This window comes from Saliphagus sp. GCM10025317, from assembly GCF_042663665.1.
Classification (GTDB): Archaea; Halobacteriota; Halobacteria; order Halobacteriales; family Natrialbaceae; genus Natronosalvus.
This window is the reverse complement of the sequence record NZ_JBHTAQ010000005.1, coordinates 442,644-468,049: the sequence shown is the minus strand read 5'-3', so window position 1 is coordinate 468,049 and position 25,406 is coordinate 442,644. Positions and strand designations below refer to the sequence as shown.

The 25,406-nt window shown below is 65.6% G+C and carries 21 protein-coding genes and 1 tRNA gene; 8 read left to right on the top strand and 14 right to left on the bottom strand.

All coding sequences use genetic code 11. The features are described from left to right. The 3 genes from ACFQS4_RS04480 to ACFQS4_RS04470 all read right to left on the bottom strand — a co-directional run bounded on the left by ACFQS4_RS04480 (window position 1) and on the right by ACFQS4_RS04470 (window position 3,399). Window positions 1-906: an ABC transporter permease gene (locus tag ACFQS4_RS04480; RefSeq protein ID WP_497902485.1), complete on the bottom strand. Its 906-nt coding sequence runs from the start codon at window positions 904-906 to the stop codon at window positions 1-3. Further along, entirely contained in the window at window positions 903-1,853 is a 951-nt protein-coding gene (locus ACFQS4_RS04475) for an ABC transporter permease (RefSeq protein WP_497902484.1), read from the bottom strand. Before ACFQS4_RS04475 ends, ACFQS4_RS04480 begins: the two co-directional genes overlap by 4 nt. A gap of 211 nt (window positions 1,854-2,064) precedes the next feature. Then, window positions 2,065-3,399 (bottom strand): aminotransferase family protein, encoded by a 1,335-nt coding sequence (locus tag ACFQS4_RS04470; protein WP_497902483.1) that lies wholly within the window; start codon window positions 3,397-3,399, stop codon window positions 2,065-2,067. Window positions 3,400-3,575: 176 nt separating this feature from the next. Between ACFQS4_RS04470 and ACFQS4_RS04465 the strand changes: the two genes are divergently transcribed. Further along, on the top strand, window positions 3,576-5,045 hold the full coding sequence (locus tag ACFQS4_RS04465; protein WP_497902482.1) for a CoA-acylating methylmalonate-semialdehyde dehydrogenase: 1,470 nt from the start codon (window positions 3,576-3,578) through the stop codon (window positions 5,043-5,045). A gap of 86 nt (window positions 5,046-5,131) precedes the next feature. On the opposite strand, the gene ACFQS4_RS04460 is transcribed toward ACFQS4_RS04465, so the two are convergent. From ACFQS4_RS04460 to ACFQS4_RS04420, 9 genes are all read right to left on the bottom strand, one after another. Continuing rightward, a complete protein-coding gene (locus ACFQS4_RS04460; protein ID WP_497902481.1) occupies window positions 5,132-5,653 on the bottom strand; it encodes an Lrp/AsnC family transcriptional regulator in 522 nt (173 codons plus the stop codon). A gap of 78 nt (window positions 5,654-5,731) precedes the next feature. Then, a complete protein-coding gene (locus ACFQS4_RS04455) occupies window positions 5,732-6,517 on the bottom strand; it encodes a hypothetical protein (protein WP_497902480.1) in 786 nt (261 codons plus the stop codon). Then, entirely contained in the window at window positions 6,514-7,485 is a 972-nt protein-coding gene (locus ACFQS4_RS04450; RefSeq protein WP_497902479.1) for a hypothetical protein, read from the bottom strand. Before ACFQS4_RS04450 ends, ACFQS4_RS04455 begins: the two co-directional genes overlap by 4 nt. After that, entirely contained in the window at window positions 7,478-8,743 is a 1,266-nt protein-coding gene (locus ACFQS4_RS04445) for an ArgE/DapE family deacylase (RefSeq protein ID WP_497902478.1), read from the bottom strand. The genes ACFQS4_RS04450 and ACFQS4_RS04445 overlap by 8 nt, the downstream gene beginning before the upstream one ends. Before the next feature lie 2 nt (window positions 8,744-8,745). Continuing rightward, a complete protein-coding gene (locus ACFQS4_RS04440; protein WP_497902477.1) occupies window positions 8,746-9,495 on the bottom strand; it encodes an SDR family NAD(P)-dependent oxidoreductase in 750 nt (249 codons plus the stop codon). A 138-nt stretch (window positions 9,496-9,633) separates the two neighbouring features. Continuing rightward, the gene (locus ACFQS4_RS04435) at window positions 9,634-11,208 is read right to left on the bottom strand and encodes an ABC transporter substrate-binding protein (protein ID WP_497902476.1); all 1,575 of its coding nucleotides are present in this window, start codon (window positions 11,206-11,208) and stop codon (window positions 9,634-9,636) included. Between the two features lie 188 nt (window positions 11,209-11,396). After that, window positions 11,397-12,878, bottom strand: a complete 1,482-nt coding sequence (locus ACFQS4_RS04430; protein WP_497902475.1) for an aldehyde dehydrogenase family protein — start codon at window positions 12,876-12,878, stop codon at window positions 11,397-11,399. A 140-nt stretch (window positions 12,879-13,018) separates the two neighbouring features. Further along, window positions 13,019-15,673 (bottom strand): heavy metal translocating P-type ATPase, encoded by a 2,655-nt coding sequence (locus ACFQS4_RS04425; protein ID WP_497902474.1) that lies wholly within the window; start codon window positions 15,671-15,673, stop codon window positions 13,019-13,021. 188 nt (window positions 15,674-15,861) lie between these two features. After that, window positions 15,862-17,295: a DUF8593 domain-containing protein gene (locus tag ACFQS4_RS04420; protein ID WP_497902473.1), complete on the bottom strand. Its 1,434-nt coding sequence runs from the start codon at window positions 17,293-17,295 to the stop codon at window positions 15,862-15,864. A gap of 470 nt (window positions 17,296-17,765) precedes the next feature. Here ACFQS4_RS04420 and hisG point away from each other — a divergent pair, with 470 nt between their 5' ends. The 4 genes from hisG (at window position 17,766) to ACFQS4_RS04400 (ending at window position 21,985) form a co-directional block, all read left to right on the top strand. Next, window positions 17,766-18,620: an ATP phosphoribosyltransferase gene (gene hisG / locus ACFQS4_RS04415; protein ID WP_497902472.1), complete on the top strand. Its 855-nt coding sequence runs from the start codon at window positions 17,766-17,768 to the stop codon at window positions 18,618-18,620. A 108-nt stretch (window positions 18,621-18,728) separates the two neighbouring features. Then, complete coding sequence (locus ACFQS4_RS04410) at window positions 18,729-20,384, top strand: MATE family efflux transporter (protein ID WP_497902471.1); 1,656 nt, start codon at window positions 18,729-18,731, stop codon at window positions 20,382-20,384. Between the two features lie 45 nt (window positions 20,385-20,429). Continuing rightward, window positions 20,430-20,502: transfer RNA gene (locus ACFQS4_RS04405), tRNA-Arg, on the top strand. 286 nt (window positions 20,503-20,788) lie between these two features. Then, complete coding sequence (locus ACFQS4_RS04400; RefSeq protein ID WP_497902470.1) at window positions 20,789-21,985, top strand: sensor histidine kinase; 1,197 nt, start codon at window positions 20,789-20,791, stop codon at window positions 21,983-21,985. Window positions 21,986-22,096: 111 nt separating this feature from the next. Here the strand turns inward: ACFQS4_RS04400 and ACFQS4_RS04395 are convergent, their stop codons facing one another. Together ACFQS4_RS04395 and ACFQS4_RS04390 are read right to left on the bottom strand one after the other, a co-directional pair. Beyond that, window positions 22,097-22,414, bottom strand: coding sequence for an AzlD family protein (locus tag ACFQS4_RS04395; RefSeq protein ID WP_497902469.1), 318 nt, complete (start codon window positions 22,412-22,414; stop codon window positions 22,097-22,099). Beyond that, window positions 22,407-23,141, bottom strand: a complete 735-nt coding sequence (locus ACFQS4_RS04390; protein ID WP_497902468.1) for an AzlC family ABC transporter permease — start codon at window positions 23,139-23,141, stop codon at window positions 22,407-22,409. Before ACFQS4_RS04390 ends, ACFQS4_RS04395 begins: the two co-directional genes overlap by 8 nt. A 312-nt stretch (window positions 23,142-23,453) precedes the next feature. Here ACFQS4_RS04390 and ACFQS4_RS04385 point away from each other — a divergent pair, with 312 nt between their 5' ends. From ACFQS4_RS04385 to ACFQS4_RS04375, 3 genes are read left to right on the top strand one after another with little or no spacing between them, the layout of a single operon-like run. Continuing rightward, window positions 23,454-24,092, top strand: a complete 639-nt coding sequence (locus ACFQS4_RS04385) for an Era-like GTP-binding protein (RefSeq protein WP_253432329.1) — start codon at window positions 23,454-23,456, stop codon at window positions 24,090-24,092. A 2-nt stretch (window positions 24,093-24,094) separates the two neighbouring features. After that, the gene (locus ACFQS4_RS04380) at window positions 24,095-24,493 is read left to right on the top strand and encodes a DUF2073 domain-containing protein (RefSeq protein WP_312911337.1); all 399 of its coding nucleotides are present in this window, start codon (window positions 24,095-24,097) and stop codon (window positions 24,491-24,493) included. A gap of 9 nt (window positions 24,494-24,502) precedes the next feature. Next, entirely contained in the window at window positions 24,503-25,390 is an 888-nt protein-coding gene (locus ACFQS4_RS04375) for an OapC/ArvC family zinc-ribbon domain-containing protein (protein WP_497902467.1), read from the top strand. Window positions 25,391-25,406: the final 16 nt, after the last annotated feature.

Sequence of the window (25,406 nt, the reverse complement as noted above, 5' to 3'; positions counted from 1 at the left end):
TCAGAACCTCCGTTCGGCGTTTTCGTGCGGATCGAGCGCGTCGCGCAGCCCGTCGCCGACCAGGTTGAAGCCCAGCACGGTGACGAAGACGGCGACCCCCGGGAACACCGAGATCCAGGGGGCGTTGCTCATGTAGCTACTTCCGTCGGCGACCATCTGCCCCCACGAGGCCTGGGGCGGCTGGACGCCGAGACCGAGGAACGAGAGGGAGGCTTCCGCGATGATGGCGAACGCCATCAGCAGAGAGGCCTGGACCAGCAGCGGCGAGAGGCAGTTCGGCAACACCTCCCGGAAGACGATGTGACGTCTCGAGTAGCCGAGGGCCTCGGCGGCCTCGACGTACTCCTCCTCGGTGACCGAGAGGGCGCTGCTGCGGGCGATGCGGGCGAACTGCGGGATGTAGACGATCCCCAGCGCGATGATGACGTTCTGGAGGCTGAATCCGAGTGCGGCGACGACGCCAATCGCGAGGATGAGCGCGGGGAACCCGAGCAGCACGTCCACCCCGCGCATGATGACCGTCTCCGTGTACCCCTTCGCGTAGCCGGCGAGTACGCCGAGCAGCGAGCCGATCACGGCGGCGACCGAGACCGCCGTGAGCGCGACCTGCACCGACACCTTCGCGCCGTAGATCGTTCGCGACAGGACGTCGCGGCCCAGTTCGTCGGTTCCGAACGGGTGGTCCGCGCTCGGGCCCTCGAGCGGGGTGAAGGCGGGGTCGTTCGGGTCGTGGTGGACGGTTTCGATGATCGCCCCGCCGAAGAACTGCTCGTCGACGAACGCGAGCACGCCGACGACGACGATCACCGACACGACCGCGAGCCCGGCGACCGCCAGTTTGTGCGCCGCGAAACTCCGAACGAACCGGCGGAACCGCTCCTGACGGGCGCTCGAGACGACGCTCATTGGGCGCTCACCCGAGGATCGAGGTAGCCGTACGTGAGGTCGACGAGCAGGTTGATCGCGACGAACAGGGTTGCGACGACGAGGACGGCCCCCTGTACCGCCGGGTAGTCCTGCTGGAGGACGGCGAACCAGATTAGCCGCCCCATGCCGGGCCAGGCGAACACCTGCTCGACGACGACGGTGGCCGAGAGGAGGTAGCCGAACTGCAACCCGGCGACGGTGATGACGGGCAACAGCGCTCCCTTCAGGACGTGGGCGGTCATGATTCGTCGCGTCGAGAGTCCCTTCGCCTTCGCCATCCGCACGCTATCGGAGCGGAGGTTCTCGAGGACGGCCGAGCGGGTCTGGCGCGTCAACAGGGCGGCGTAGGCGGTCCCGACCGTCACCGCCGGCAGGAAGACGCTCTCGAGCGCTCCGACGGGATCGTCCATCGGCGAGACGTAGTTCCCCGCGGGGAAGATTCCGAGCGACGTCGCGAAGAAGAGGATGAGGAGCAGACCGAGCCAGAAGTTCGGGATCGAGATGCCCGAGAGCGCACCGAGCGTGACCGCGAAATCGGTCTTCGACCCCTTGCGGACTGCACTCACCATACCGGCAGGAATTGCGATGAGTATGGCGACGACCATCGAGGAAACGGCGAGGAACAGCGTCGCTGGCAGACGACTCACGATCAGGTCCGAGACGGCCCGACCCTGGACGAGCGAGCGGCCGAAGTCGCCCTGGAGCACGTTCGAGAGCCACGAGAAGTACTGGATGTACAGCGGCTGGTCCAGTCCGTGGGCGGCCCGGACCGCTTCGATGTTCTCCTCGGTCGCCTGGATGCCGAGCATGTTGACGACCGGGTCGCCGGGAGCCGCGTGGACGATCAGGAACACGACCGCCGAGACCCCGGCCAGCACTGGAACCGTCTGGAGCGTCCGCACCGCGACGTAGCGAAGGAAGTTCATCGAGCGATCAGGCCACCTCCGGCGACGTGAAGCGTAAAATCATGGGTAGGTCGTTTTCACGTGCTCGCTTAAGTGTTGTGTCGGATTCGTGGGTATCCCGAGTTACCTGAAATTCGTTCATTATTTCGATTGGAGAGTTGGATCGTGTTGATCGACTGGTGGCTCGACTCCGGGCGGACGCTCCCACCGGCAGCCGCTCGAACGGTCCGGGCTACGCCTCCATCGCCGCGTCGGCGACCTCGAGGGCCGCGTCGATCGCCGCAACGGCCTCGTCGATCTCCGCCCGGGTGATCGTCAGCGGCGGCGCAACGATGAGCGTGTTGATCATGTTGGCGACGTAGGTCCCGTGCTCGAGGGCGCGGGCGGCGACCTCGTCGACGACGGTCGACCCCTTCGAGAGTTTGTCCTTGCGCGTCCCGAAGGGGGCCCGCTCGTCGGTCCGCTTCGTGAGTTCGATCCCGTGGAACAGCCCGGTTCCGCGGACGTTCCCGACGCTCGGGTGGTCGACTTCGAGCGAGGCGATTCGGTCGCCCAGGTACGAGCCGACCTCGTTCGCTCGTTCGATCAACCCCTCGGATTCGTAGGTCTCGACGGCCGCCAGCCCCGCCGCGCAGGCGACCGGGTGGCCCGCGTAGGTGTGGCCGTGCGTGAACATGTTGTCCTCGAAGTGGGCGGCGATTTCGTCGGTTACGACGGTCGCTGCCAGCGGTTGATAGGCGCCCGTGAGCCCCTTCGCCATCGTCATGACGTCGGGGGTCACGTCGAAGAGGTCGCTGCCGAACCACTCGCCGGTCCGACCGAACCCGGTCATCACCTCGTCGCAGACGAGCAACGCGCCGTGGTCGTGGGCGATCTCCTTCAGCCGCGGGAGGTACTCTGCAGGCGGGACCAGGATGCCGTTCGAGCCGACGACCGGTTCGACCAGCACCGCCGCGACGGTGTCGCCCTCGAGCATCAGCATTTCGTCGATGTACTCGAGGCTCTCCATGGGGTCGAGCGTCGACCCGTAGGCGTAGGGGTCGGGTGCTTTGATCGCGCCCGGAATGCCGGGTTCGGCGGCGAGTCGGCGGGGGTCGCCGGTGACGCTGATCGATCCCGCCGTCGCGCCGTGGTAGGAGCGGTACCGGGAGACGATCTTGTCCTTGCCCGTGTAGAACTTCGCGATCTTGATCGCGGCCTCGACCGCCTCGGTGCCGCTGGTCGAAAAGAACGACTTCGAGAGGTTTCCCGGCGTCACCTCGGCGAGTTTCTTCCCGAGTTCGGCCCGCGCTTCGGTGGCGAAGCCCGGCGCGAAGTACGCCCCCGCTCGAGCCTGGTCGGCGATAGCGTCCTCGACCGCCGTCGCCGAGTGACCGAGGTTCGAACACATGAGTTGCCCGGAGAAGTCGACGTACTCGTTCCCGTCGGCGTCGGTGAACCGGGCGCCATCACCACCGACGATCTGGGTCGGCGAGACCTCGCTCTGGTAGGCCCACGTCCCGAAGACGTACTCCCTGTCCATCGCCTCGACGGCGTTCAGCCCGTCGCTCGAGTTATCCGTTACCATGTCCCTACCACGGCTATCGGACTCTGTTGATTAATATTTATCCCTTAATCAGATTTCTCGGACAAAATTCTACATTTCAGGGTTACACAGCATTCAGTCCATATTTTCTATGTATAGGGAGTACAATATCCATAATTTCAGAAGCCTTATAGTGGCTGGCGGACAGCCCTAGACGAATGCTACACGATACCACCGAACAGTTCGGGGCGGTGAAAAACTACGTCGACGGGGAGTGGGTCGCCCCTGGCGCGGACGGCCAGGACGTGGTGAACCCGGCGACCGGCGACGCCCTCGGATACGTCGGCTTCAGCACCGACGAGGACGTGGACGCGGCCGTCGAGGCCGGGATGGCCGCCTTCGAGGACTGGCGAGAGACGCCCGTCGAGGCGCGCATCCAGCCGCTGTTCGAGCTGAAGCGCCTCCTCGAGGACCACCTTGACGAACTCACGGAGATCCTCGTCCGCGAACACGGAAAGACCATGGGCGAGGCTCGAGGGGAACTCCGACGAGGCATCGAGAACGTCGAAGTCGCCTGCGGCATCCCGACGCTCATGCAGGCGGGACACGTCCAGCACGCTGCCCCCGACATCGACGAGACGGCCGTCAGGGAGCCTCTCGGCGTGTTCGCCGCCGTCACCCCGTTCAACTTCCCCGGCATGATTCCGCTGTGGTTCCTCCCGTACGCGGTCGCAACCGGGAACAGTTTCATTCTGAAGCCAAGCGAACGAGACCCGCTCGTGACCCAGCGGCTGTTCGAACTCATCGAGGAGGCCGGCTTCCCCGACGGCGTCGTCCAGCTCGTCAACGGGAGCGTCGACACCGTCGACGCCCTCCTCGAACACCCCGACGTCGCCGGCATCTCCTTCGTCGGTTCCACCCCCGTCGCGAAACACGTCTACGAGAAGGCGGCCGCTCACGGCAAGCGCGTCCAGGCCCAGGGTGGGGCGAAGAACCACGTCGTCGTCTCCGCGACCGCCGACCTCGAGTTCGCCGCCGAGAAGACGGTGAGTTCCGCGCTGGCGTGCTCGGGCGAACGCTGTCTGGCCAACGACGTCGTGCTGGTCGAAGAGGCCGTCTACGAGGAGTTCGTCGACCTCCTCGCCGCAGAGACCGAGAGACAGGTCGTCGGCGACGGTCTCGACCCCGAGACCACCGTCGGTCCGCTGATCACGCCCGAACACGAGGAGCGGGTTCGAGAGTTCATCGAAACCGGCCTCGAGGAAGGGGCCGAACTGGTCGTCGACGGCCGGGACGTCGGTCGCGACAGCGAGGGCAACTTCCTCGGCCCCTGTCTCTTCCGGGACGTGAGCCCCGAGATGACCATCTGCCGAGAGGAAATATTCGGCCCCGTCCTCGGCGCGATGGCGGTCGAGAACGTCGCAGAGGGAATCGAGGTCATGAACCGCAGCGACTTCGGCAACGCCGCGAGCCTCTTCACCGAGAGCGGGTCGGAGGCTCGCCAGTTCCGCCATCGGGCGGAGGCGGGCAACCTCGCGGTCAACGCGGGGACGGCCGCGCCGATGGCCTTCTTCCACTTCGGTGGGCAGAAGGACTCGTTCTTCGGCGATCTCCACGCCCAGGCGGAGGACGTCGTTCGGTTCTACACCGACGAGACGGTGTACATCGAGCGCTGGCCGAACGCATAGGTCGACGTCTTCGGACCCCTACCCACACCCATCTCCCGTTCCCCTCGACGGCGGGAAACGCGCCTCGAGTCGAGTCGAGACGCCGATCAGCGATCCCCGTCCTGGACGATCCGCTTCATCTCCTCAGACATCACCGAGACGACCCGCGGAGTGCTCTTGATCTCGTCCATGACGAATCTCGAGGACGTTTCCTTCACGCCCTCGATGCCGACGATTTCGTCGATGACCTCGTTCATCTGTTCGCGGTCCTGGACGCGCACGATCGTTACGAAGTCCACGTCGCCCATCGTGTAGTAGACCTGTTCGATGCCGTCGATCGCCGCGAGTTCGGTCCCGATGTCCTCGGAGTACCCTTGCTCGTGGGTGACCGAAATCTCCGTCAGCGCCACCATGTCCAGTCCGAACGGCACCGGATCGAGGTCGGCCGTGATCCCGCGGATGACGCCCCGGTCCTTGAGTTTCTCGAGTCGGTAGTGGATCGCGGATTTAGATAGGCCAAGTTCCTCCGAGAGGACATTGAGGTTGACGTCGAAGTCGTTCTCGACGTACTCGAGGAGGTCAACGTCCGTCTGATCGAAGGTCTCGCCCCGAGAGCGCGTGTTCGACATACTTCACGTAGAGCGCCGTCTCACATAAAAACGTGTGTCTTCACGAGTATCTGATAGGTTCCACGGGTATCTGACAGGTCACCGGTCCGCTGCCGGGCGTTCGAGCGCGGTAACGGCACCCTGCTCCCGGGCGCGACGCGCGATCCCAATCGTCTCGGCGTGGTAGGCCCCGCCCAGGCTCGCCTCGATGTGGACGTCCTCGAGGCCGCCGATCACCACGACGTCCGAGAGCACGTCGGCGGCGGCGTGCGTGACGGCCACTTCGGCGTCGGGCGCGAGGTACGGCGTCGTCGCGGTGGTGATCGCCTCGATCACGTCGCCTCGAGCGCCGTCGTGGGGGACGTCCGCGCCGAAGCGCGCGCCGTCGTACTCGAGGTCGAGGGAGACGCCCGATCCCGTCTCGGCGGGCGAAACGGTGATCGCGCCGACATCGGTCTCGCGGGTCACGGACTCGGAGAGCGTCGCGCGGGCCTCGCCGTCGATCGGTTCCGTGCCGACCTCGCGTACGGCCCTCGCGAGCGCGGGATTCGGGAGTCCCGCGGGGTGGCTCACGACCGCGTCGGGGCCGAGCGTCGTCGCGTAGCAGAAGCGGTGTTCCGGCCGGGAGAAGTCCCACTCGCCGGCGATTCCGGTGACGGACGCGGCGGTGACGCCACAGAGGCGGAGGGGGCCGAGGACGTGTTCGACCACGAACGCGCGGTCGTCGCCGGTGTCGGCGGCGTCCGGCTCGACGAGGTCGACGCGCACGTCAGCCTTGCGGACGCACTCGAGAGTCGCCGGGATGCCGTTGACCTCAATGCCCGGCTCCGACCGGGGTTCGACGCGAACGTACTCGCCCTCGACGGGCGCGGCGACGGTTCTCACGCCGATCCCTCCATACGGGCCAGCGTCTCCTCGAGGAGTCGCGTCCCGGTCGCGAACGCGTCCGCGCCGAACGGTTCACCCGGTTCGCCGGTCCCGAGCGCCACCTTGTCGGGGGTCGGCACGGCCTCGAGGGGCGATCCGGGCGCCAGCCAGTCGTACGCGCAGTCCCCGAGCACCGCGCGGTGGGCGCCCTCGACGGCCGTCCGCGTCGCTCGGGACGGTCGGGCACGGTCGACGCCCGAAACGTGCTCGAAGCGGACCGACTCGACGCTCGTGCAGGGTTCGAACCGGGACTCGATCTCGGTGAAGTCGGTCGTCGGCGTCGTCGCCGCCTCGAGGACGACCGTCAGCCGTTCGTCGCTGGTCTCGACGCCGGCCAGCGAGAACGTGGTCATTCCAGTCGTGAACACCCCGTCTCGGTCGTCCTCGATGGGATAGTGGGGATGAGACGGCTTCGCGGCCTCGAGGACGGCCGACAGTCGGTTCTCGTCGGTCTCGAGTCGCCGGTAGTTCGCGCTCGCCTCCGGCGCGTGCTCGAGGTCGACCGACACCCTCGCTCGTCCCCGCACGACGGTCGACAGTCGGCCCCCGAGGGGCTCGAGGACGAGCCAGGGACCCTCTGCAGTGAGATCCGCCTCGGGGTAGTGCAGTCGGGCGGTCGTGTCCGCGGCCGCGTTCGACTCCCCGTCCGCCTCCTCGCTCCCGGCGACCGTCGCCGCGACGGCGAGCAGCCCCGCTCGGGCCGCCTGAGGTCCGCGATAAACGGCCTCACCGGTTTCAGGGTCGGTCGCGACCTCGAGGTCGGCCAGCGGGTCGGTGCCGTCGAGCGGGCCGACGAGCAGGTTGACGGGCTCGCTCCGTCCACCTCGTCCGTCGCAGCCCCCGTCCGCTCCAGGGTCGTCCGAGCAGCGTTCGACCGCCTCGAGCGCTCGCTCTCGAATCGTTTCCGGCGACGGCAACTCAGCCATCCAGGTGCCCCATCAGATCCGCCGTCGCAGCGGCCATCACCGTCGCGGCCGTGACGACCTCCTCGACGGGCACGTATTCGTCCTCGACGTGAGCCTGCTCGAGCAGACCCGGCCCGTAGACGATGCACTCCTCGATGCCGGCGTCGTTGACGACGAAGCGCTGGTCGTCCGATCCCGGCGAGACGACGTACTCCGGCGGCCCGTGGTGGGGTTCGATCTCCCGCGCGAACGTCTGGGCGACGGTACAGTCCCGCGAGACGAGCGCGGGTTCGGCGAACATGATCTCTTCGTAGCCGACCCGCGCACCCGTCGCGGCCTCGGTCTCGGCCATCAGCGCCTCGAGCTCCTCGCGAGCGCCGTCGACGGTCTCCTCGGGGACGAGCACGCGGTAGAACGCGGCCGTACAGCGGTCGGGCACCACGTTCTCGGAGTAACCCGCGTCGATCATCGTCGCGGAGACGTCCGCCCGGGCCGACGCCGCGGGGACGACCGGTTCGTCCGTCGTCCGCTCGTGGAGGGTCTCGCGGTACTCGCCGATCCGCGAGAGGAAGTCGTTCATCGCCATCACGGCGTTCTCCCCGCCGTGGGCCATGCAGCCGTGAGCTTTCTCGCCGTGGGTGACGACACGGAACTTCAACACGCCGCGGTGGCCCAGGCAGATCCGCGAGGAGTCGAAGCACTCGGTGTAGACGCAGTAGTCGGTGTTCTCCCGGGAAATGTGTCCCTCCCGGACCAGTTCGCCGAGGCCGGTGAAGCCGCCGGTCTCCTCGTCGACGGTCATGCTCTGGGTGATCGAGCCCTCGAGCGGCACGCCCAGCTCTCGGAGTGCGTCGACGGCCAGCACGCTCGCGGCGATGCCGGACTTCATGTCGCTCGCCCCGCGGGCGTAGAGGTTCCCGTCCTCGAGGGTCGGCTCGTAGGGGTCGGTGGCCCAGTCTTCGCCCGCGGGGACTACGTCGTAGTGGCCCGTGAAGTGGATGTCGGGGCCGTCGCGCCCCTCGTCCAGTCGGGCGAGGACGTTCATCCGGTCGTGGTCGGTCCGGTCCGGGTAGTACTCCTCGACGACCTGGTCGGGGACGTCGATCACGTCCACATCGTACTCGCGCGCCTCGAGTTGCTCCCGGAGGAACTCGGCTCCCTCGCGGTAGTTTCGCCCCGGCGGGTTCTCGGTGTCGATCCGGAGGAACTCCGTCAGGAACTCGAGGCCGTCCGCCCGGCGCGACTCGACGGCGTCCGCGATAGCAGTTCGGGTTACCATGGTCAGATGTCGCGCCCCCCGTCGACCTCGAGGGCGGTGCCGGTGATCATCGAGGCGTCCTCGCTGGCAAGGAAGACGGCCGCGCCGGCGACGTCTTCCGGTTCACAGAGCCGACCGAGCGGAATGGTGTCGTGCATCGATTCGACGCTCAGGTCGCCGGCAGCGAAGTCCTGCAGCATCGGCGTGTCCGTCGCGACGGGACAGATGGCGTTGACGCGAATCCCGTCCTCGGCCAGTTCGTACGCCAGTTGCTTCGTGAGGCCGACCATCCCGGCCTTGGAGGCGACGTACGCCGAGAGCCCGGTCCGCGGACGAATCGCGGCGGTCGAGGCCGTGTTGAGGATTACGCCCGCGTCGCTCTCCCTGAGTTCGGGCACCGCGTACTTCGCCCCGAGAAACGCGCTCTTGAGGTTTACGTCGACGGTGGCGTTCCACGTCTCCTCGGTCACGTCCTCGATGGGTGTCGACTCCTGCGGGATCCCGGCATTGTTGTGGAGCACGTCCAGGCCGCCGAACGCCTCGACCGCGCAGTCGATCATCCCCTCGACGGCTGCTGGATCGGATACATCGGCGACGTGACTCCGGGCGGTCCCCCCGTCGGCCTCGACCGCCTCGACCGTCGCCGCGGCTCCCTCTTCGTCGAGGTCGACGACCAGCACGTTCGCACCCGTCGCCGCGAACCGCCGGGCGGTGGCTTCGCCCATCCCCGACCCGGCCCCGGTCACGAGGACGCTTCTGTCACTGTCAGACATACTCGAGGGTCAGTTCGAACGGACATGAAGTTTTGGGAGGCGGGGGTCGATATCGGGACCTTGTTCCGAATTTAGAAGAATTATAGAACAATATTCAACTATATATCGAGGGAGGATATTTTATTCAGACCCTCTGACTCACTCGTAGGTCGCCTCGTGGAGCGAGCGGAACGAGCCGTGCGGGTACTGTTCGAATCCCTCTAATCGGTCCGAGACGCCCTGGATCCGCTCGGGGTAGTAGGTGTAGACGGAGTACGCCTCCTCGTAGACGATCTGCTGAATCTCGTCGAGGAGTTCCTGGCGGTCTTCCTGGTCCGGTGTCTCGCGTTGGTCCTCGAGCAGCGCGTCGAGTTCGTCGTTGCTAATGTTCCAGACGTTGAGACCGTCGGTGTGGTGGAGGTAGAGCAACTCGTCGGGGTCGGCGAACGATTCCCAGTTGGAGACGGCAATCTCGAAGTCGCCCTCCTGCTCGCGGGTCCAGAACGTCGAGCCGTCGAGCGTCTGCACGCTCGCCTCGACGCCGATGTCCTCGAGCATGCTCTGAATGAGCGTCGCCGCCTGCTCGTGCTGGGTCGTCGTCGAACTGATGATCTCGAGCGAGAGGTCCTCGTGACCGGCCTCTGCGAGCAGGTCCTGGGCCTGCTGTGGGTCCCCATTCGGGTGATTGAAGTCAGAGAGGTCGCCGTTGTAGGCCGCGAACGAACTCGGGAGGATCGACTTCCCGGCCTCGCCGTACCCCTGCAGGACCGTCTCGACGATCTGTTCCTTGTCGATTGCCCACGCGATGGCCCGGCGGACCCGACGGTCGTCGAGCGGTTCGACGTCGGTGTTGAAATCGACGCGACCGGAGCTGACGTCCTCGGTGCGCATAACCGAGATGCCGTCGGCGCTCTCCACCTGGTCGACGTACTGGGGCGACAGCTGGTCGACGGCCTGGATCGACCCCGTCTCGAGCTGGGAGACCATCGAGGACTCGTCGGGGAGGATGCGGAACTCGATCTCGTCGATGTTCGGCAGGTCGTCCTGCCAGTAGTCGTCGTACTTTCGGAGTATCGCGTTTTGCCCCGAGTTCCACTCGACGAGTTCGTACGGACCGGTCCCGACCGGATTCGAGTTGTAGTCCTCGCCGTATTCGGTGACGGCCGCCTCCGAGAGCGGCCACATCACCTTCTCGACGTTGTCGAGGAACGGCGCGTGGGGGTGTGCGAGGTCGAAACGAACCGTGTAGTCGTCCTCGACGACGACCTCCTCGATCGCGCTGACGTAGTTCTTCCGGGGGTTCTCCTCGGTCTCGATCCACTCGTAGGTGTACTGGACGTCCGAGGCGGTGAAGTCCTCGCCGTTGTGGAACGTGACCCCCTCCTCGAGTTCGAACACGTACTGGGTGTCGCTCTCGAGTTCCCAGTCGCTCGCCAGCTGGGGGACGTACTCGCCCTCGGGGGTAATGTCCACGAGATTGTTGTAGATCAGCGAGTACACTTTGTTGGAGTCGAAGTCGGTGTCGCGCGCAGGAATCAGGTCCCACGCGCCCCGCCCGATGCCGAGCGAGACGCTGGTTCCGCTGCCACCGTTCCCGCTGCCACCGTTCCCGCCGTCGCCGTTCCCGTCGTCGCTGGTACACCCCGCGAGACTTACCCCGCCAGCCGCTGCGATCGCCGTGAGGAGCCGTCGCCGCGACGCGTCGATCGCACCCTGTGTGGAAATGTCAGTCATGACGCTCGTATCACTATTATCGCTCGATGATAAAACAGTTTCCATAACCAGCATGATAAATGTGGAAATTTTTCTCTTATGGAGGAAATATCCGGATTTATTACACCATATTCGACCGGCGACCGATCAAAACTGCCTTCGGCGTGGAGTCGCCGAACAACGTTCTCCCAGGTACGAGGACCGGACGATCACGCACCCGGAAGGTTGCCGCCGCCGTCCTCGAGCGCGATGGCGACGTTCTTGGTCTGGACGTAAGACTCGAGGGCCTCCAGGCCCTTTTCGCGGCCGATACCGCTCCGCTTGTACCCGCCGAAGGGTGTCTGCTGGGTGTCGACGAACCAGTCGTTGACGTAGACGTTCCCCGCCTCGAGGCGCCTCGCCAGTCGACCCGTCCTCGAGACGTCCCCGGTGAAGACGCCGGAGACCAGCCCGTACTCGACGCCGTTGGCGATTTCGAGGGCCTCGGCCTCGGTTTCGAATGGAACGACGCAGAGGACCGGACCGAAAATCTCTTCCTGTTCGATTCGCATCCCGGGTTCGACGTCGGCGAAGACGGTCGGTTCGACGAAGTAGCCGGGCCGATCCGGCGTCCCGCCGCCGGCCGCGAGCGTCGCGCCCTCACGTTGCCCGAGGTCGACGTAGCTCGTGACCTTCTCGAACTGTTCCTTGGAGGCGAGCGGCCCCATGTCGGCGTCCTCGGCCCCGGGAGCGAGGTCGTACTCCTCGGCCAGGTCGACGATTCGTTCGACGAATTCGTCGTAGATCGACTCGTGAACGAGCGCCCGGTCGGCGGCCGAACAGACCTGCCCGGCGTTCGTGAAGATAGCCGTCGAGATCGTCTCCGTCGCAGCCTCGAGGTCGGCATCGGGAAACACGATCGCGGGGTTCTTGCCCCCGAGCTCGAGCGTGACGGGCGTGATCGACTCGGCGGCCGATCGCATGATGGCCTGGCCCGTCGGGACGCTGCCCGTGAAGGTGATCGTGTCGACATCCTCGTGACCGGTGAGCGCGGCCCCTGTCTCCCCGCCGCCGGGAACGACGTTGACGAGACCGTCGGGAACATCCACCTGCGCGCACAGTTCGGCCAGCCGGAGCGTGCTCAGGGGCGTGTTCGGCGCTGGTTTGACGACGACCCCGTTCCCGGCGACCAGCGCGGGGGCAGTCCCGCGCGCGAAGAGATTCCCGGGGAAGTTCCATGGCGTGATCTGCGCGCTCACGCCGTAGGGTTCGCGAATCGTGAAATCGAGGGTGTCGGAACCGAGTGGGATGCTCTTGCCCTCGAGTTTGTCGGTGAACCCGGCGTAGTACTCGAAGTAGCGGGCCGCGCTCTCGACGTCGCTTCGCGCCTGCGATAGCGGCTTCCCCTGATCCAGGCTCTCGAGGGCGGCGAGTTCGTCGACGTGCTCGCGGATGATGCGTCCCATTTCGTAAACCCGTCGACCCCGCTCGTCCGGGGGCGTCTCTCGCCACTCCGCGAAGGCTCGCCGCGCCGCTCGCACGGCGTCGTCGACGTCGGCCTCGGTGCAGCTGGCGACGCGCGTGAAGGGTTCCTCGCTCGCCGGGTCAATCAGTTCGCTGTAGTCTCCTTCGACGGGTGGGGTCCGTTCGCCGTCGATGTAGGCGTCGTACGCCGACGCAATCTCGAGATCGGCGTGTGTGAACTGGCCCATGTGTGTCACTGACGCCCCAGCTATATTATGTCTGTGAATAGTACTCGATGCCCGATTTTCGTTCTGTTATGGAGGATAATACAGAACGACGTTCATCGAGACTGGGGAACTCGAAAATGTATCCAACTCCTGGCCAGTCGCTATCGCCGAATCCACTCGAGCGGCCGCGTGACCAGCGGCCGGTAGTCCTCGTGGGGGTCGTAGGCGGCGAACGAGAGGCTGTTCGTCATCACGCTTACGCTCGAGGTCGCCATCGCCAGACCGGCCAGGGCGGGGTTGAGCAACCCGAGCGAGGCGATCGGGACCAGCGTGGTGTTGTAGATCAACGCCCAGAAGAGGTTCTGGCGGACCTTCCGCAAGGTGGCCTCCGATATGCGAATCGCCTTGAGCACGTCGGCGGGGTCGTCGCGCATCAGCGTCACGTCGGCCGATTCGATGGCCACGTCGGTCCCGGATCCGATGGCAACGCCGACGTGGGCCGTCGTGAGCGCGGGGGCGTCGTTGACGCCGTCGCCGACCATCATCACTCGCGTGCCGTCGCTGTCGCCGCCGGCCGACTGCAGGTCCTCGACGTGATCCGCCTTGTCCTCCGGCAGCACGCCCGCTCGGACGTTCTCGGGGTCGATTCCCACTCGCTCCGCGACCGCTCGAGCCGTCCGCTCGTTGTCGCCGGTCAGCATGACGACCTCGATGCCCCGCTCTCGCAGAGCGGCGACGGTCTCCGTCGCGCTCTCGCGAACCTCGTCGGCCACCGCGACGACGCCCAGCAACGCGCCGTCGACGGCGACCGGAATCGCGGTCTTCCCCTCGCGCTCGAGGCGCTCGAGGGTCTCCTCGGCTGGCTCGGGGTCGATTCCCTCGTCCTCGAGCAGCTTTCGCCGGCCGACCACGACCGTCCCGCGGGTCGTCTCCGCGCGGATTCCGTGACCGGGGACGTTCTCGAAGTCCTCGAGGTCGCCTATCTCGATACCGCGATCCGTGGCACCCTCGACGACGGCGCGCCCGATGGGGTGTTCCGAGCCCGATTCGGCGGCCGCCGCGGCCCCCAGGACGAACGACTCGAGGGACTCCTCGTGCGTCTCGAGGACGCCGCCGTCGGCGCGGGGGTCCGTCTCGCTCCCGCCGTCGGCCGCGACTCCGCTCGCTTCGTCGCTACTGTCCAGGACGACCACGTCGGTCAGCGTCATCTCGCCGTGGGTCAGCGTCCCGGTCTTGTCGAAGACGACGGTGTCGACCCCCCGGACCTGCTCGAGGACGTCGCCACCCTTGAAGAGGACGCCGTTGGTCGCGCTCAGCGTGGAGCCGACCATCGTCGCCGCGGGTGTCGCCAGCCCGAGCGCACAGGGGCAGGCGATCAACAGCGCGGAGGCGAGCACGACGACCGAGAACTCGAGGACGGGCACGCCGCCCGCGACCGGGCCGCCGCCGACCGGTTCGAGGACGGGGATCCACGAGCCGAGCCAGGCCGAGGTGCCGTAGAGGGCGTCGGGGAACAGCGCCCAGAGGACGGCCCAGACCACGGCATTGACGATCACCGCCGGGACGAAGTAGGCGCTCACCGTGTCGACCACCCGCTGGATCTCGGGCTGGCGGGACTGGGCCTCCTTGACCCGGTCGACGATCTGTTGCAGGGCCGTCTCGGAGCCGACTTTGGTCGCCTCGACCAGCAGGACGCCGTTCTCGTTGATCGTGCTCCCCACGACGTCGTCGCCCTCGCCCTTCTCGACCGGGACGGATTCGCCGGTCAACATCGACTCGTCGACGGCGCTCTGGCCCTCGAGGACGACGCCGTCGGTCGGAATCCGCTCGCCCGGTCGGACCTTGAGTACGTCGCCGACCTGGACGTCCTCGAGGGGGACCTGTACTTCAGTCCCGTCTCGCACGACTGCGGCGTCCTCGGCCTCCATCTCGAGGAGCTCCCGCAGGGCGTTGCCCGCTCGCGCCTTCGAGCGGACCTCGAGCCAGTTGCCCAGCGTGATGAACCAGAGGATGAACGCGACGGCCTCGAAGTAGAGGTTGCCGGTCAGCCCGATCGTGAGCACGGCCGTCGAATAGACGTAGCCCGCGAGGGTACCGACGGCGACGAGAGTGTCCATGTTCGCCCGTCGATTGTGTGCGAACGCGCGGTAGGCGCCGACGAGGAACTCGCGGCCGAGGGTCGCCATCATGACCGTCGCGATGGCGAACTCGGCCCAGTCGACGACTCCCTCGCCGATTCCGAGCACCTCGTGGAGAGGCGGGATCAGCCCGAGCATCGCGAGCATGATCGGGACGAACGGCAGGGTGAGCAGGCCGCCGCCGATTACCAGCCGTCGCTGCCGGGACAGTTCGCGCTCGACGGCACGCTCGCGCTGGCCCTCGTCTTCCTCGTCATCGCCGCCTGCGGGTTCGTACCCCGCCTCCTCGATCGCTCGCCTGATTTCGGCCAGCGAGACGTCCGACGGATTGTACCGGATCCGGGCCTCGTCCGAGGCGAAGTTCACGTCCGCCGAGACGACCCCGGGGAGGGACTCCGTCGCCTCCTGGACGGTTCCCGAGCAGGTCGCACAGGACATCCCCATCACGGGAATCGAGGTGGTTTCGGTCGCGACCTCGTAGCCCGCGTTCGACACCGCCTCGACGACCGCCTCGAGGCTGACCTCGTCGGGGTCGTAGGCGACGACCCCCTCGTCGGTCGCGAAGTTCGCGCTCGCCTCCTCGACCCCTTCGAGATCGCTCAGGGCGTCCTCGACGGTCCCCGAACACGTCGCACAGGACATCCCGGTTATCTCGAGGTGGGCGCGTCGTTTCGTCATGGTGGAGACTACGGGCTACGGGTTCAAGCGAGTTGTGCCTTTCAAAATGAGGGTATCTCGACATCCAAATTTCGATTGGAAACCGTCACGACCGGTGGGTCGATGAAGTGAAAGTGGATGAGTCGCTCAGCGTCTCGAAAAAGAACCCGCCGCTCGAAGAACACAGCGGGCGAAATTACGCGACCGGGCTACATCGATTTCTCGTCCGATCCGAGCTCCTCGGCTCCTTTGAGTACTACCTGGTCGTCGGTCACGCGCTCGATCTCCGTGGCATCGACGGGGAAGTCGTCGTCGTTGACGTTGCCCCAGTCGAGCGCGGCTTTGATCTTCTCGGTGATCCCCGGGTGGGCATCGACGTACATCGTTTCGCCGCCCTCTTCGACGTCGGTAACCATTCCGAGTTCCTCGCCCGCGGTGTCGACGACTGCTTTTCCGATTTCGTCGTCGGAGAGCGTTACTCGCCCGGCCCCTTCCGTGGCTTCCATCGGCTCCTCTTCGGTAGCTCCCATCGACTCCCCTTCGGTAGCTCCCATCGACTCCCCTTCGGTAGCTCCCATCGACTCCCCTTCGGCACCCTCGACGACCCCGCCCTCGGTCGTGCCGGTCGGCATCGTTCCGGATTCCTCGGTAACGACGTCCTCGGTGTGAACGGTCTCCATCGCCAGGAGTTCGCCCCCGGTCACGTCGGCGTCCAGGCGCTTCCGGTCGACTACCTCGTCCTGGACGACGTGTTCGCGGGTGAAGTAGGTGTGAATTCGGTCGTCTTCGCTCACCTCGGATTCGACCTCGTACTCCGTGAGCACGTTGTCGGTCGACACGTCGACGTCGAGAAGGTCACTCTCGGCGATCGTGCGCTGGAGTCCCTCGACGTCGATGTCGCGGTCCTCGACGGTGTCGGTTTCGACCACGTCGGTGCCCGCGACGTGGCTCTCGACAGTGAACCGTTCGGTGAACTCGCGAGTAACCGACCACATCTCCTCGACCTCGAGTTCGGCGGAGTACGGGACGTCGGTGGACTCGATGGAGCCTGCCCCGGTGTCTGCGGGCACGGGCTCTGACCCCGTACGGTCGACCGCGTCGTAGTAGCGGTCCTCGTCGAACCAGTCCGCGTGATCACGATCACTCCCTCCCTCGTCGACGAGCGTACAGCTCGTACACTCCCGTTGCAGGAGTTCGACGTCGACCACGCTCTCGTCGATCACCTCGGTGTCGACGAGTTCGCTCTCGATGCTCGTCTCCTCGACGACGACGCTCTCGACGACGGTGGTCTCGGTAATCTCCGTCGTCACCGTCTCGCCCTCGAGGAGGCGCTCTTTCAGGTCCTCTCGATCGACGTTGCTTCGTGTGAGGGCCTCTTCGCGACGGGTCACTTCGAAGGGTTCGGACGCCTCCGCACCGTGGTAGATTACCACCTGATCGCCCTCGTCGAGTCGGCCGAAGAACTCGTCCCACTCGACCGTCTCGTGGGATCCCATCGTCTCGGACTCCGGGAGGATGCGGTAACGATCCGGTTCGTCCTCGTGGCGAGCGGGCGTCGCAGCGTGTTCGTCCGCCCAGCGGCGGATCGTCTCTCGGTCTGCCGACAATCGACTCTCCCCGGGTTGATCTGTGGGTTCGTCCATAACACCTTCGAGATGTACGGTCGGACGTAAATTGGGACGGATCGTTTCGCTCGCAGATCGATATTAGAAAGCGGTAACTGGCGGGCGCAATCGACCACGAACGGGTAAACGTACGCTTACCGACCTGGAACTGGGGGATGGCGTCGCTGGAGCGTTCGTACCGATGTCCGCTTCGAAACGGACGAACCTGACTGGTCGCCTGCCTCGTTCGAGTGGTTCCGAGACGGCCCAGCGAAATCTCGATCGCGGGTCAGTTTCTAGGTCGTCGACAGTCGACTGCACGCCTTCGACTCGCTTCCCACGCAGTTCCCGTTTACCGTACAGTAATCGGCTACCGAGCACGCCGATTCCCGGAATCAGACGGGAGATTTCTTAATTGGCTCGAGACGAAGCGACCTCGCCAGAATCGAGCAAACGGAGGGCGGTTGCGATGGAAAGACAGTTCCCGCCGCGCACCCAATCACCGTCAAATGCGTCTCGCCGTCCCCAACAAGGGCCGCCTGCACGACCCGACGATCGACCTCCTCGAGCGGGCCGGCCTTCATCTCGAAAACGGCGCCGCCAGGAAGCTCTACGCCGACACTGTCGACCCCGAGGTCATCATCCTCTTCGCCCGGGCCGCGGACATCCCCGAGTACGTCGCCGACGGGGCGGCCGACCTCGGAATCACCGGCTACGACCAGTACCGGGAAGCCGACGTCGGCAACGTCGCCGAGCTGCTCGACCTCGAGTTCGGCCGCTGTCGGCTCGTGCTCGCGTCGCCCGAAGATGGCGACATCGACGCCGTCGAGGATCTGGCGGGCAAGACCGTCGCCACGGAGTTCCCGACCGTCACCCGGCAGTTCTTCGACGAGCGTGGACTCGAGCCCTCGATCGTCGAGGTCACGGGCGCGACGGAGTTGACGCCACACGTCGAGATGGCCGACGCCATCGTCGACATCACGAGCACGGGGACGACCCTGAAGATGAACCGCCTCGCCGTCATCGAGGAGGTCCTCTCGAGTTCCGTCCGCCTGTTCGCCCGCGACGACGTCCTCGAGGACCCCAAGGTTCAGGAGATTCGTACCGCGCTCTCGTCGGTGCTGGCCGCCGACGGCAAACGATACCTGATGATGAACGTTCCCAGCGATCGGCTCGAGGCCGTCCGCGAAGTCATCCCCGGCATGGGTGGCCCGACGATCATGGACATCGCCAACGGAGGCGGCGAGTCCGTCGCCGTCCACGCCGTCGTCGACGAGCGCGAGGTGTTCGAGACCATCACCGAAGTGAAGAACGCCGGTGCGAGCGACATCCTGGTCACCGAAATCGAGCGACTGGTCGAGTAGGGTTCCTCGAGCGAACCGATAGCGGGGACACCGCTCGAGGCGTGTGTCGACGGAGGATGCCGGGACAGGTTCAGAACGTTCATTGTCCCGCTCCTACATCCTCAACCAGTGAGCGACGAGTCAGACGCCTCGAGCGACCGGCCAGCCCCGGACGACGACGCTGGTGTGGACGGCGACGTCGATGGCAACGGCGACCCTCCAGCCGACTCCACGCCCGTCGACACCAGCGCCTCGATCACCGAGGGGAGCCTCGTCCGACCGCTCTTTCGCCTCGCCTGGCCCATCGTCGTCATCCAGTTGCTGCAGGTCACCTACAACGTCGTCGACACCCTCTACCTCGGGCGCCTCTCTGCCGAGGCCGTCGGCGCGATTAGCCTCGCCTTTCCGCTAATATTCTTGCTCATCGCCATCGCTGGCGGCTTCACCACCGCCGGTGCGATTCTCGTCGCCCAGTACACCGGCGCGAAAGGGAATCGATCCGCGGGCCTCGTCGCCGGCCAGACCCTCTCGTTCGTCGGCCTCCTCTCGGTGTTCATCGGCATCGGCGGCTACTTCTACACCCGCCCCGCCCTCGAGCTCCTGCCCAGCGACCAGGACACCGCCGCGACGGTGATTCCGCTGGCCGCCGACTACATGGAGGTCATCTTCCTGGGCATCCCCCTCATGTTCGGCTTCTTCGTCTTCTCGGCGCTCATGCGCGGCTACGGCGACACCCGAACCCCGATGCTCGTGATGGTCGTCTCCGTCTTCCTCAACGTCCTGCTCGACCCGTTCTTCATCTTCGGGTTCGCCGACAACCCCCTGTTCGTCTGGCTCAACCTCGAGGGCCTCGAAGCCGCCCTCTACGCCTGGACCGGCTTTTCTGGCCTGGGGATCCAGGGTGCCGCACTCGCGACGATCGCCGCCCGCGGCGTCGCGACCGTGATGGGCCTGTGGATCCTCTTCACCACCGCGAGCGGGCCGGCCGTGCGCCTCGAGCACCTCCCGCTCGACCTCGAGGTCATCGAGGACATCGTCCGCCTCGGCGTGCCGAGCACGGTCGAACAGACCACGAGCGCGATGGCGATGATCACGCTCACCGCCATGATCGTCACGTTCTCGCCGCCGGTGGTCGCCGCCTACGGGCTGGGCAACCGGCTGATCTCGCTCGTCTTCCTGCCCGCGATGGGGCTGGGTCGCGCCATCGACACCATGGTCGGCCAGAACCTCGGCGCCGACCGGAGCGACCGCGCCGAGCGCTCGGTCTGGCTCGCCGCCTCGACCGGCGCCGGGGTGATGCTCGTCGTCGCCGTGATCGCCGTCGCCTTCACCGAACCCATCGTCAGCGTCTTCCTCGGCGACGTCCCCGACGCTCCCGCGACCATCGCCTACGGCGTCGAGTACGTCCGCATCCGCTCCGTCGAGTTCGCCTTCATCGGCGTCTCGCAGGTCATCCTCGGCGCCTTCCGCGGCGCCGGAAACACGAAGACCGCGATGGTCATCTCGATGCTCACCCTCTGGGTCGGCCGCGTCGTGAGCGTCCTCGTGCTGGCGTTCTCCTGGTCGGTCACGATTCCCGGCGTCGAGATCACCCTCGCCGCCCTCGGCTGGGGCGAAACCGGCGTCTGGACCGGCATGGCCCTGGGGAACGTCCTCGGCGCCACCGTGGGGGTCGCCTGGTTCACTCGGGGTACCTGGAAGGAGAAGTACATCGACGACACGGACGTGGGCGATGTCGGAGAGGAACAGGACCTCGAGGCGCCGACCGCTCGAGGCGAAGACTAGCCACGACAGAAACGTTATACGGCCGTAGTCAATCTGTATCGACGAGGGCGCGTAGCTCAGTGGACAGAGTCCCTGGTTCCGGACCAGGATGTCGCGGGTTCAAATCCCGTCGCGCCCGCTACGTTTCGTCACGGTTCGAATCCACTAGCCGGCGGTATGGCATATATAAACCCACTGCCGCCACCTTGGCTGGAGCTCGTCACGATTCGTGTTCCAGTCGCCTCCGTCATGCGATTCGTTAGAGCCAATGATGCTTCGGGGCCAGCGTTCCTGATCCACACCATCATCTGCCAGTGTATCGAGAGCAGCGAAAAAGTAACAGTACGGATCACCGCCGGCCGTGAAATTGAACCCAATGTGTATTGGACAGAAACTTATGCGGGTTCAGAATAATGGCTGCCACGATGAGTTCATCGTCCGACTCGGAAACTGAACTTCACACCCGCATTCATCAGCAGAAAGTTATTTCTTCGCTGGGGAGACGGGCTCTCGAGACGGACGACATCGATCGACTCATGCACGACGCGGCGGCGACGGTCGCGGAGACCCTCGGCTGTGACTACTGCAAGGTACTCGAGTTGCTCCCCTCCGGGAACGTCTTCCTGCGACAGGGGGTCGGCTGGCAGGAGGGGATCGTCGGGGAGGCGGAGGTCCCGACGGATACGAACTCGCAAGCCGGGTACACGCTCCTCTCGGAGGAACCGGTCGTCGTCGACGACCTGCGGACCGAAGAGCGATTCAGTGGCCCGGACCTCCTCACCGATCACAACGTGGTGAGCGGCATCAGCGTCATCATCGGCACTGTCGACGATCCGTGGGGGATCCTGGGCGTCCATACGACGGACAAGATTGCGTTCACCGACCACGACGTCGACTTCGTCCAGAGCGTCGCCAACCTCCTCGCCGCGGCGATCGAGCGCCACACCTACCAGGACGAACTCGAGGAGACGGTCGCGGAACTCCAGGAGTTGAACACGCGCCTCGAGAAGTTCGCCAGCATGCTCGCCCACGAGCTCCGGAACCCGGTGACGATCGGCCAGATTTACGCCCAGCACCTGCCGGAGGAGGCCGCGCCGAAGGCGGTCGAAAACGTCGTGGAGTCGTTCGACCGGATCGAGAACATGATCGACGTGATGCTCGTGTTGACGCGCCGTGGGGACGCCGTCGGGGAGCGTGCACCCGTGTCACTCGCCGAGATGGCCCGAGACGTCTGGGAGGACGTGGAGACCCGAGAGGCAAGCCTGACGGTCGACGTCGACCTCGTGATCGAAGCGGACGAGGTGTACGTGCGACACCTCTTCAGGAACCTGTTCGAGAACGCGATTCGACACGGCGGGTCGGACGTGGTGATCGAGGTCGGAACGGTGGCGGGTGGGTTCTACGTGGCGGACGACGGGAACGGCATCCCACCCGAAGACAGGAAGCTGGTGTTCGAGCCGGGGTTCACGACGACTGCCGACACGGACGGGACCGGGCTGGGACTCGCGTTCGTCGACCGACTGGCCGGCATCTACGACTGGGACCTGCAGTTGACCGAGAGCGACGCCGGTGGGGCGCAATTTGAGTTTCGAAACGTGGCCGTGAGCGACCAGTCGGATTGACCGGCCTGGCTCGCGGGCGATGGGCCGTGAATCGGTGTGACTGCCCACTCACTGATGATAGTACTATGCTCGCAACTCGAGCGAGAAGCCTACACGTGTTTCGCCTCGACGCTACACCAATCCGCGAAACGCCACGACCGCGAGGATGCCACCACACAGCGCCAGGAGGATGTTCTCCGTTCGCCACGCGAGTGCCAGGACGACGGCTCCGGCGGCCCACTCGGGTGGCCCGCCCGACGCCAGTTCCGGGCCCAGGATCGCGATCACGATCGCCCCCGGGAGCACCGACAGTCCGGCCTCGAGGCGGTCGCTCACCTCGAGTCGGCTCAGGACCCAGAGCCCGCCGACTTTCGTGAGGTAGGTGAGGATGGCCATCGCGAGGACGAGGGCGACGACGAGCGGGTCGAGCGAGAGCCATCCCTCACGCATCGTAGCGGATCACCTCGAGGGCCGCCGCGGCGAGTCCGCCGAGGAGGATGTACCAGCGGCCAGGGAGTACCGACGAGGAGACCAGCGCCGTAGCGAGGGCGACAAGCCAGGGGACGAACGTCGACCGGCCGTCCCAGAGGTCGACCGCGAGCGCGAGGAAGACAGCGGCGAGGATGAAGTCGAAGCCGTACCTGGCTGGATCCCCGATGACGCCGCCGGCGAGGACGCCGACGACCGTCGAGGCGACCCAGAAGGTCCAGACCGCGATGCCGCTGCCGAGGAGGAAGGCGCCACGACCGCTTCCCGTTTTCAGGTCGCGAACGGTGAGCGCCCAGTTCTCGTCGGCCATCAAGAAGAGGCTACCGTAGACCTGGGTAGGCGAGAGGTGACGAAACCAGCGCTCGAGGGCGGCGCCCATGAGCGAGTACCGGAGGTTGACGGCGACGGTCGTTACGAGGATTGCGGTGACTGGAAGCGGATCAGCCCAGAGTTCGACCGCGATGAGCTGAGAAGCCCCGGCGACGACCGTCGCGCTCATCAGCGCGGCTTCCGCGACGCTGAGGCCGGCCTGGTTCGCGACGACGCCGAAGGCGACGCCGTAGCCGGCGACTCCGAGCGCGACCGGGATACAGGTCAGAAAGCCGGTTCGGACGCCCTCGAGGGAGAAACTGACGGTGGAATCGGGGGCGGGATCTGCCGATGTGGAGTGGTCGTGGGATGGAGCCATTGAGCAGTCTACTGTACGTTCGGGTAGAGGGTGCTGAGCGCGAAAACCGTCTCGGTTCCCCCAACAACTGACCGCTTTCTGTGAATCGGGAATCCGAACCGACGCCAGCGGTTCTCGAAGCGCCCAGACGTCCTCGAGCGGCTCGAGTCGACCCGAACTCGAGTCACCCACGGACAAAATCGCGGGAGAGGATACGGTCTCGTGGTCGAAACCGTCGCCCATGTGTGACAATCCCTCTGTCTGACGTAGACTTAAGTGAATTCGGTTCTGTAGTACGTTCAGACACACTCGCAAGTGTGGAGGATCTCCAGGATGGGATTGTTTACAGGACTCAAAGATAGCATCTCTCGCGCGACGGATCGGCTCTTCTCCGAGCAGGAGCCAAAGCGGATCGGCATCTACGGCCCTCCAAACGCCGGGAAGACGACCCTCGCGAACCGTATCGCCCGTGATTGGACCGGTGACGCCATCGGCACCGAAAGCCACATTCCTCACGAAACCCGGCGCGCTCGCCGGAAAGAAGACGTCGAAATCGAGCGCAACGGCAAGTCGGTGACCATCGACATCGTCGACACCCCCGGCGTGACGACGAAAGTCGACTACGAGGAGTTCACCGACGAGATGGAGAAAGACGACGCGATCAGGCGCTCTCGAGAGGCTACCGAGGGGGTCGCCGAGGCCATGCACTGGCTTCGCGAGGACGTCGACGGCGTCATCTACGTGCTCGACAGCGCCGAGGACCCGATTACGCAGGTCAACACGATGCTGATCGGTATCATCGAATCGCGCGACCTGCCCGTACTCATCTTCGCGAACAAGATCGACCTCCCCGAATCGAGCGTCAAACGGATCGAGGACGCCTTCCCCCAGCACAAGACGGTCCCGCTGTCGGCGAAAGAAGGAGAGAACATGGACGAAGTGTACGAGAACATCGCGGAGTACTTTGGATAACCATGCCTGAAGCAACCAAAGCCGACGACAACCGCCACGACGGCGTCCAGATCGACCTCATCAGCGGAGAGCGCATGGAGGGTCTGGCGAGCATGGAGAAGATCCGGATGATCCTCGACGGCGTCCACGACGGCAACATCGTCATTCTCGAGGAGGGACTCACCCCGGACGAGGAGAGTCGCCTGATCGAGGTGACGATGGCCGAGATCAGCCCCGACGAGTTCAACGGCATCGAAATCGAGACCTATCCGAAGTCCGGCACCCGCGACTCCTCGCTGCTCGGTCGGATCATGGGCAACGACGAGTCGCCGAAGAAACTCACCGTCATCGGGCCGGCGAACCAGATCGAGACCTTGCACAAAGACGAGACGCTCATCAGCGCACTCGTCTCCCGGAGCTAGCGACGACGAATGCCACACCAGTGTACCACCTGCGATCGGACGTTCCCCGACGGATCCAAAGAGATGCTCTCGGGGTGTCCGAACTGTGGCGGCAACAAGTTCCAGTTTGCGCCGGCGTCGTCCGACACCGCGACCTCGAGCGGGACCGATCCCAACACCGGGTCAGCCACCGGCGGTCAGTCCGGCGGTATCACGCGAGCGTCCGAGTCGGCGTCCTCGAGTGGGAGTGACGGCGATGGACGCGGTATTACGCAGTCGGGGCCGGGGTCAGTGTCCGAATCGGCATCCGGGCCCGAGTCCGGAGCCGAGTCCAGTTCTGGATCCAGGGCCACCTCGACGTCGGAATCGACGTCGACGAACCGCACCTGGCCCCAAACTGCGAGCGAACCCGCCTCGTCCGAGCAGGACGACGCGCCCGCAGAGTTCACCGAGTGGCCCGAGTCGGCACGACGACCCGACGACCGGGAGCGAGCGGAGAAACACACCGAACGATCCGCGCCTCGAGCAGACGACCCGACCGTCGAAGCCGGTGACACCCACACCGAACCCGAAGGAAGCGAGGGGGACGAGGACGCCGCCCAGGCGAGCGCGCGGAGCGACGTCGTCTCGAGCGACGAACTCCCCGCCTCGAGTGCGACCGATCCGGCCGACGAGAAGGCAGGCCCCGACGTCGATAACGGTCGCGTCGTCAGCGAACCGACCGACGACGACCGCCCCTCGCTCGAGGACCTCCGCGAGGAACTCAACGAGCAGTTCGAGAGCATCAAGATCCTCAAGCCCGGCCAGTACGAACTCAACCTGATGGAACTCTACGACCGCGAGGAGTACATCGTCTCCCTGCAGGAAGACGGCCGGTACGTGATCGACGTGCCGGACTCCTGGCGCGACGGCGAGTGAATCCGGGAAGGCAACG

What these genes read in the sequence shown, in the direction of transcription:
- ACFQS4_RS04385 (WP_253432329.1), top strand. Translation starts at nt 23,454, where the DNA reads ATGGGATTGTTTACAGGACTCAAAGATAGCATCTCTCGCGCGACGGAT.
- hisG (WP_497902472.1), top strand. Translation starts at nt 17,766, where the DNA reads ATGCGTCTCGCCGTCCCCAACAAGGGCCGCCTGCACGACCCGACGATC.
- ACFQS4_RS04445 (WP_497902478.1), bottom strand. Translation starts at nt 8,743, where the DNA reads ATGGTAACCCGAACTGCTATCGCGGACGCCGTCGAGTCGCGCCGGGCG.
- ACFQS4_RS04430 (WP_497902475.1), bottom strand. Translation starts at nt 12,878, where the DNA reads ATGGGCCAGTTCACACACGCCGATCTCGAGATTGCGTCGGCGTACGAC.
- ACFQS4_RS04420 (WP_497902473.1), bottom strand. Translation starts at nt 17,295, where the DNA reads ATGGACGAACCCACAGATCAACCCGGGGAGAGTCGATTGTCGGCAGAC.
- ACFQS4_RS04375 (WP_497902467.1), top strand. Translation starts at nt 24,503, where the DNA reads ATGCCACACCAGTGTACCACCTGCGATCGGACGTTCCCCGACGGATCC.
- ACFQS4_RS04440 (WP_497902477.1), bottom strand. Translation starts at nt 9,495, where the DNA reads ATGTCTGACAGTGACAGAAGCGTCCTCGTGACCGGGGCCGGGTCGGGG.
- ACFQS4_RS04395 (WP_497902469.1), bottom strand. Translation starts at nt 22,414, where the DNA reads ATGCGTGAGGGATGGCTCTCGCTCGACCCGCTCGTCGTCGCCCTCGTC.
- ACFQS4_RS04390 (WP_497902468.1), bottom strand. Translation starts at nt 23,141, where the DNA reads ATGGCTCCATCCCACGACCACTCCACATCGGCAGATCCCGCCCCCGAT.
- ACFQS4_RS04460 (WP_497902481.1), bottom strand. Translation starts at nt 5,653, where the DNA reads ATGTCGAACACGCGCTCTCGGGGCGAGACCTTCGATCAGACGGACGTT.
- ACFQS4_RS04425 (WP_497902474.1), bottom strand. Translation starts at nt 15,673, where the DNA reads ATGACGAAACGACGCGCCCACCTCGAGATAACCGGGATGTCCTGTGCG.
- ACFQS4_RS04450 (WP_497902479.1), bottom strand. Translation starts at nt 7,485, where the DNA reads ATGGCTGAGTTGCCGTCGCCGGAAACGATTCGAGAGCGAGCGCTCGAG.
- ACFQS4_RS04470 (WP_497902483.1), bottom strand. Translation starts at nt 3,399, where the DNA reads ATGGTAACGGATAACTCGAGCGACGGGCTGAACGCCGTCGAGGCGATG.
- ACFQS4_RS04465 (WP_497902482.1), top strand. Translation starts at nt 3,576, where the DNA reads ATGCTACACGATACCACCGAACAGTTCGGGGCGGTGAAAAACTACGTC.
- ACFQS4_RS04400 (WP_497902470.1), top strand. Translation starts at nt 20,789, where the DNA reads ATGAGTTCATCGTCCGACTCGGAAACTGAACTTCACACCCGCATTCAT.
- ACFQS4_RS04380 (WP_312911337.1), top strand. Translation starts at nt 24,095, where the DNA reads ATGCCTGAAGCAACCAAAGCCGACGACAACCGCCACGACGGCGTCCAG.
- ACFQS4_RS04475 (WP_497902484.1), bottom strand. Translation starts at nt 1,853, where the DNA reads ATGAACTTCCTTCGCTACGTCGCGGTGCGGACGCTCCAGACGGTTCCA.
- ACFQS4_RS04480 (WP_497902485.1), bottom strand. Translation starts at nt 906, where the DNA reads ATGAGCGTCGTCTCGAGCGCCCGTCAGGAGCGGTTCCGCCGGTTCGTT.
- ACFQS4_RS04435 (WP_497902476.1), bottom strand. Translation starts at nt 11,208, where the DNA reads ATGACTGACATTTCCACACAGGGTGCGATCGACGCGTCGCGGCGACGG.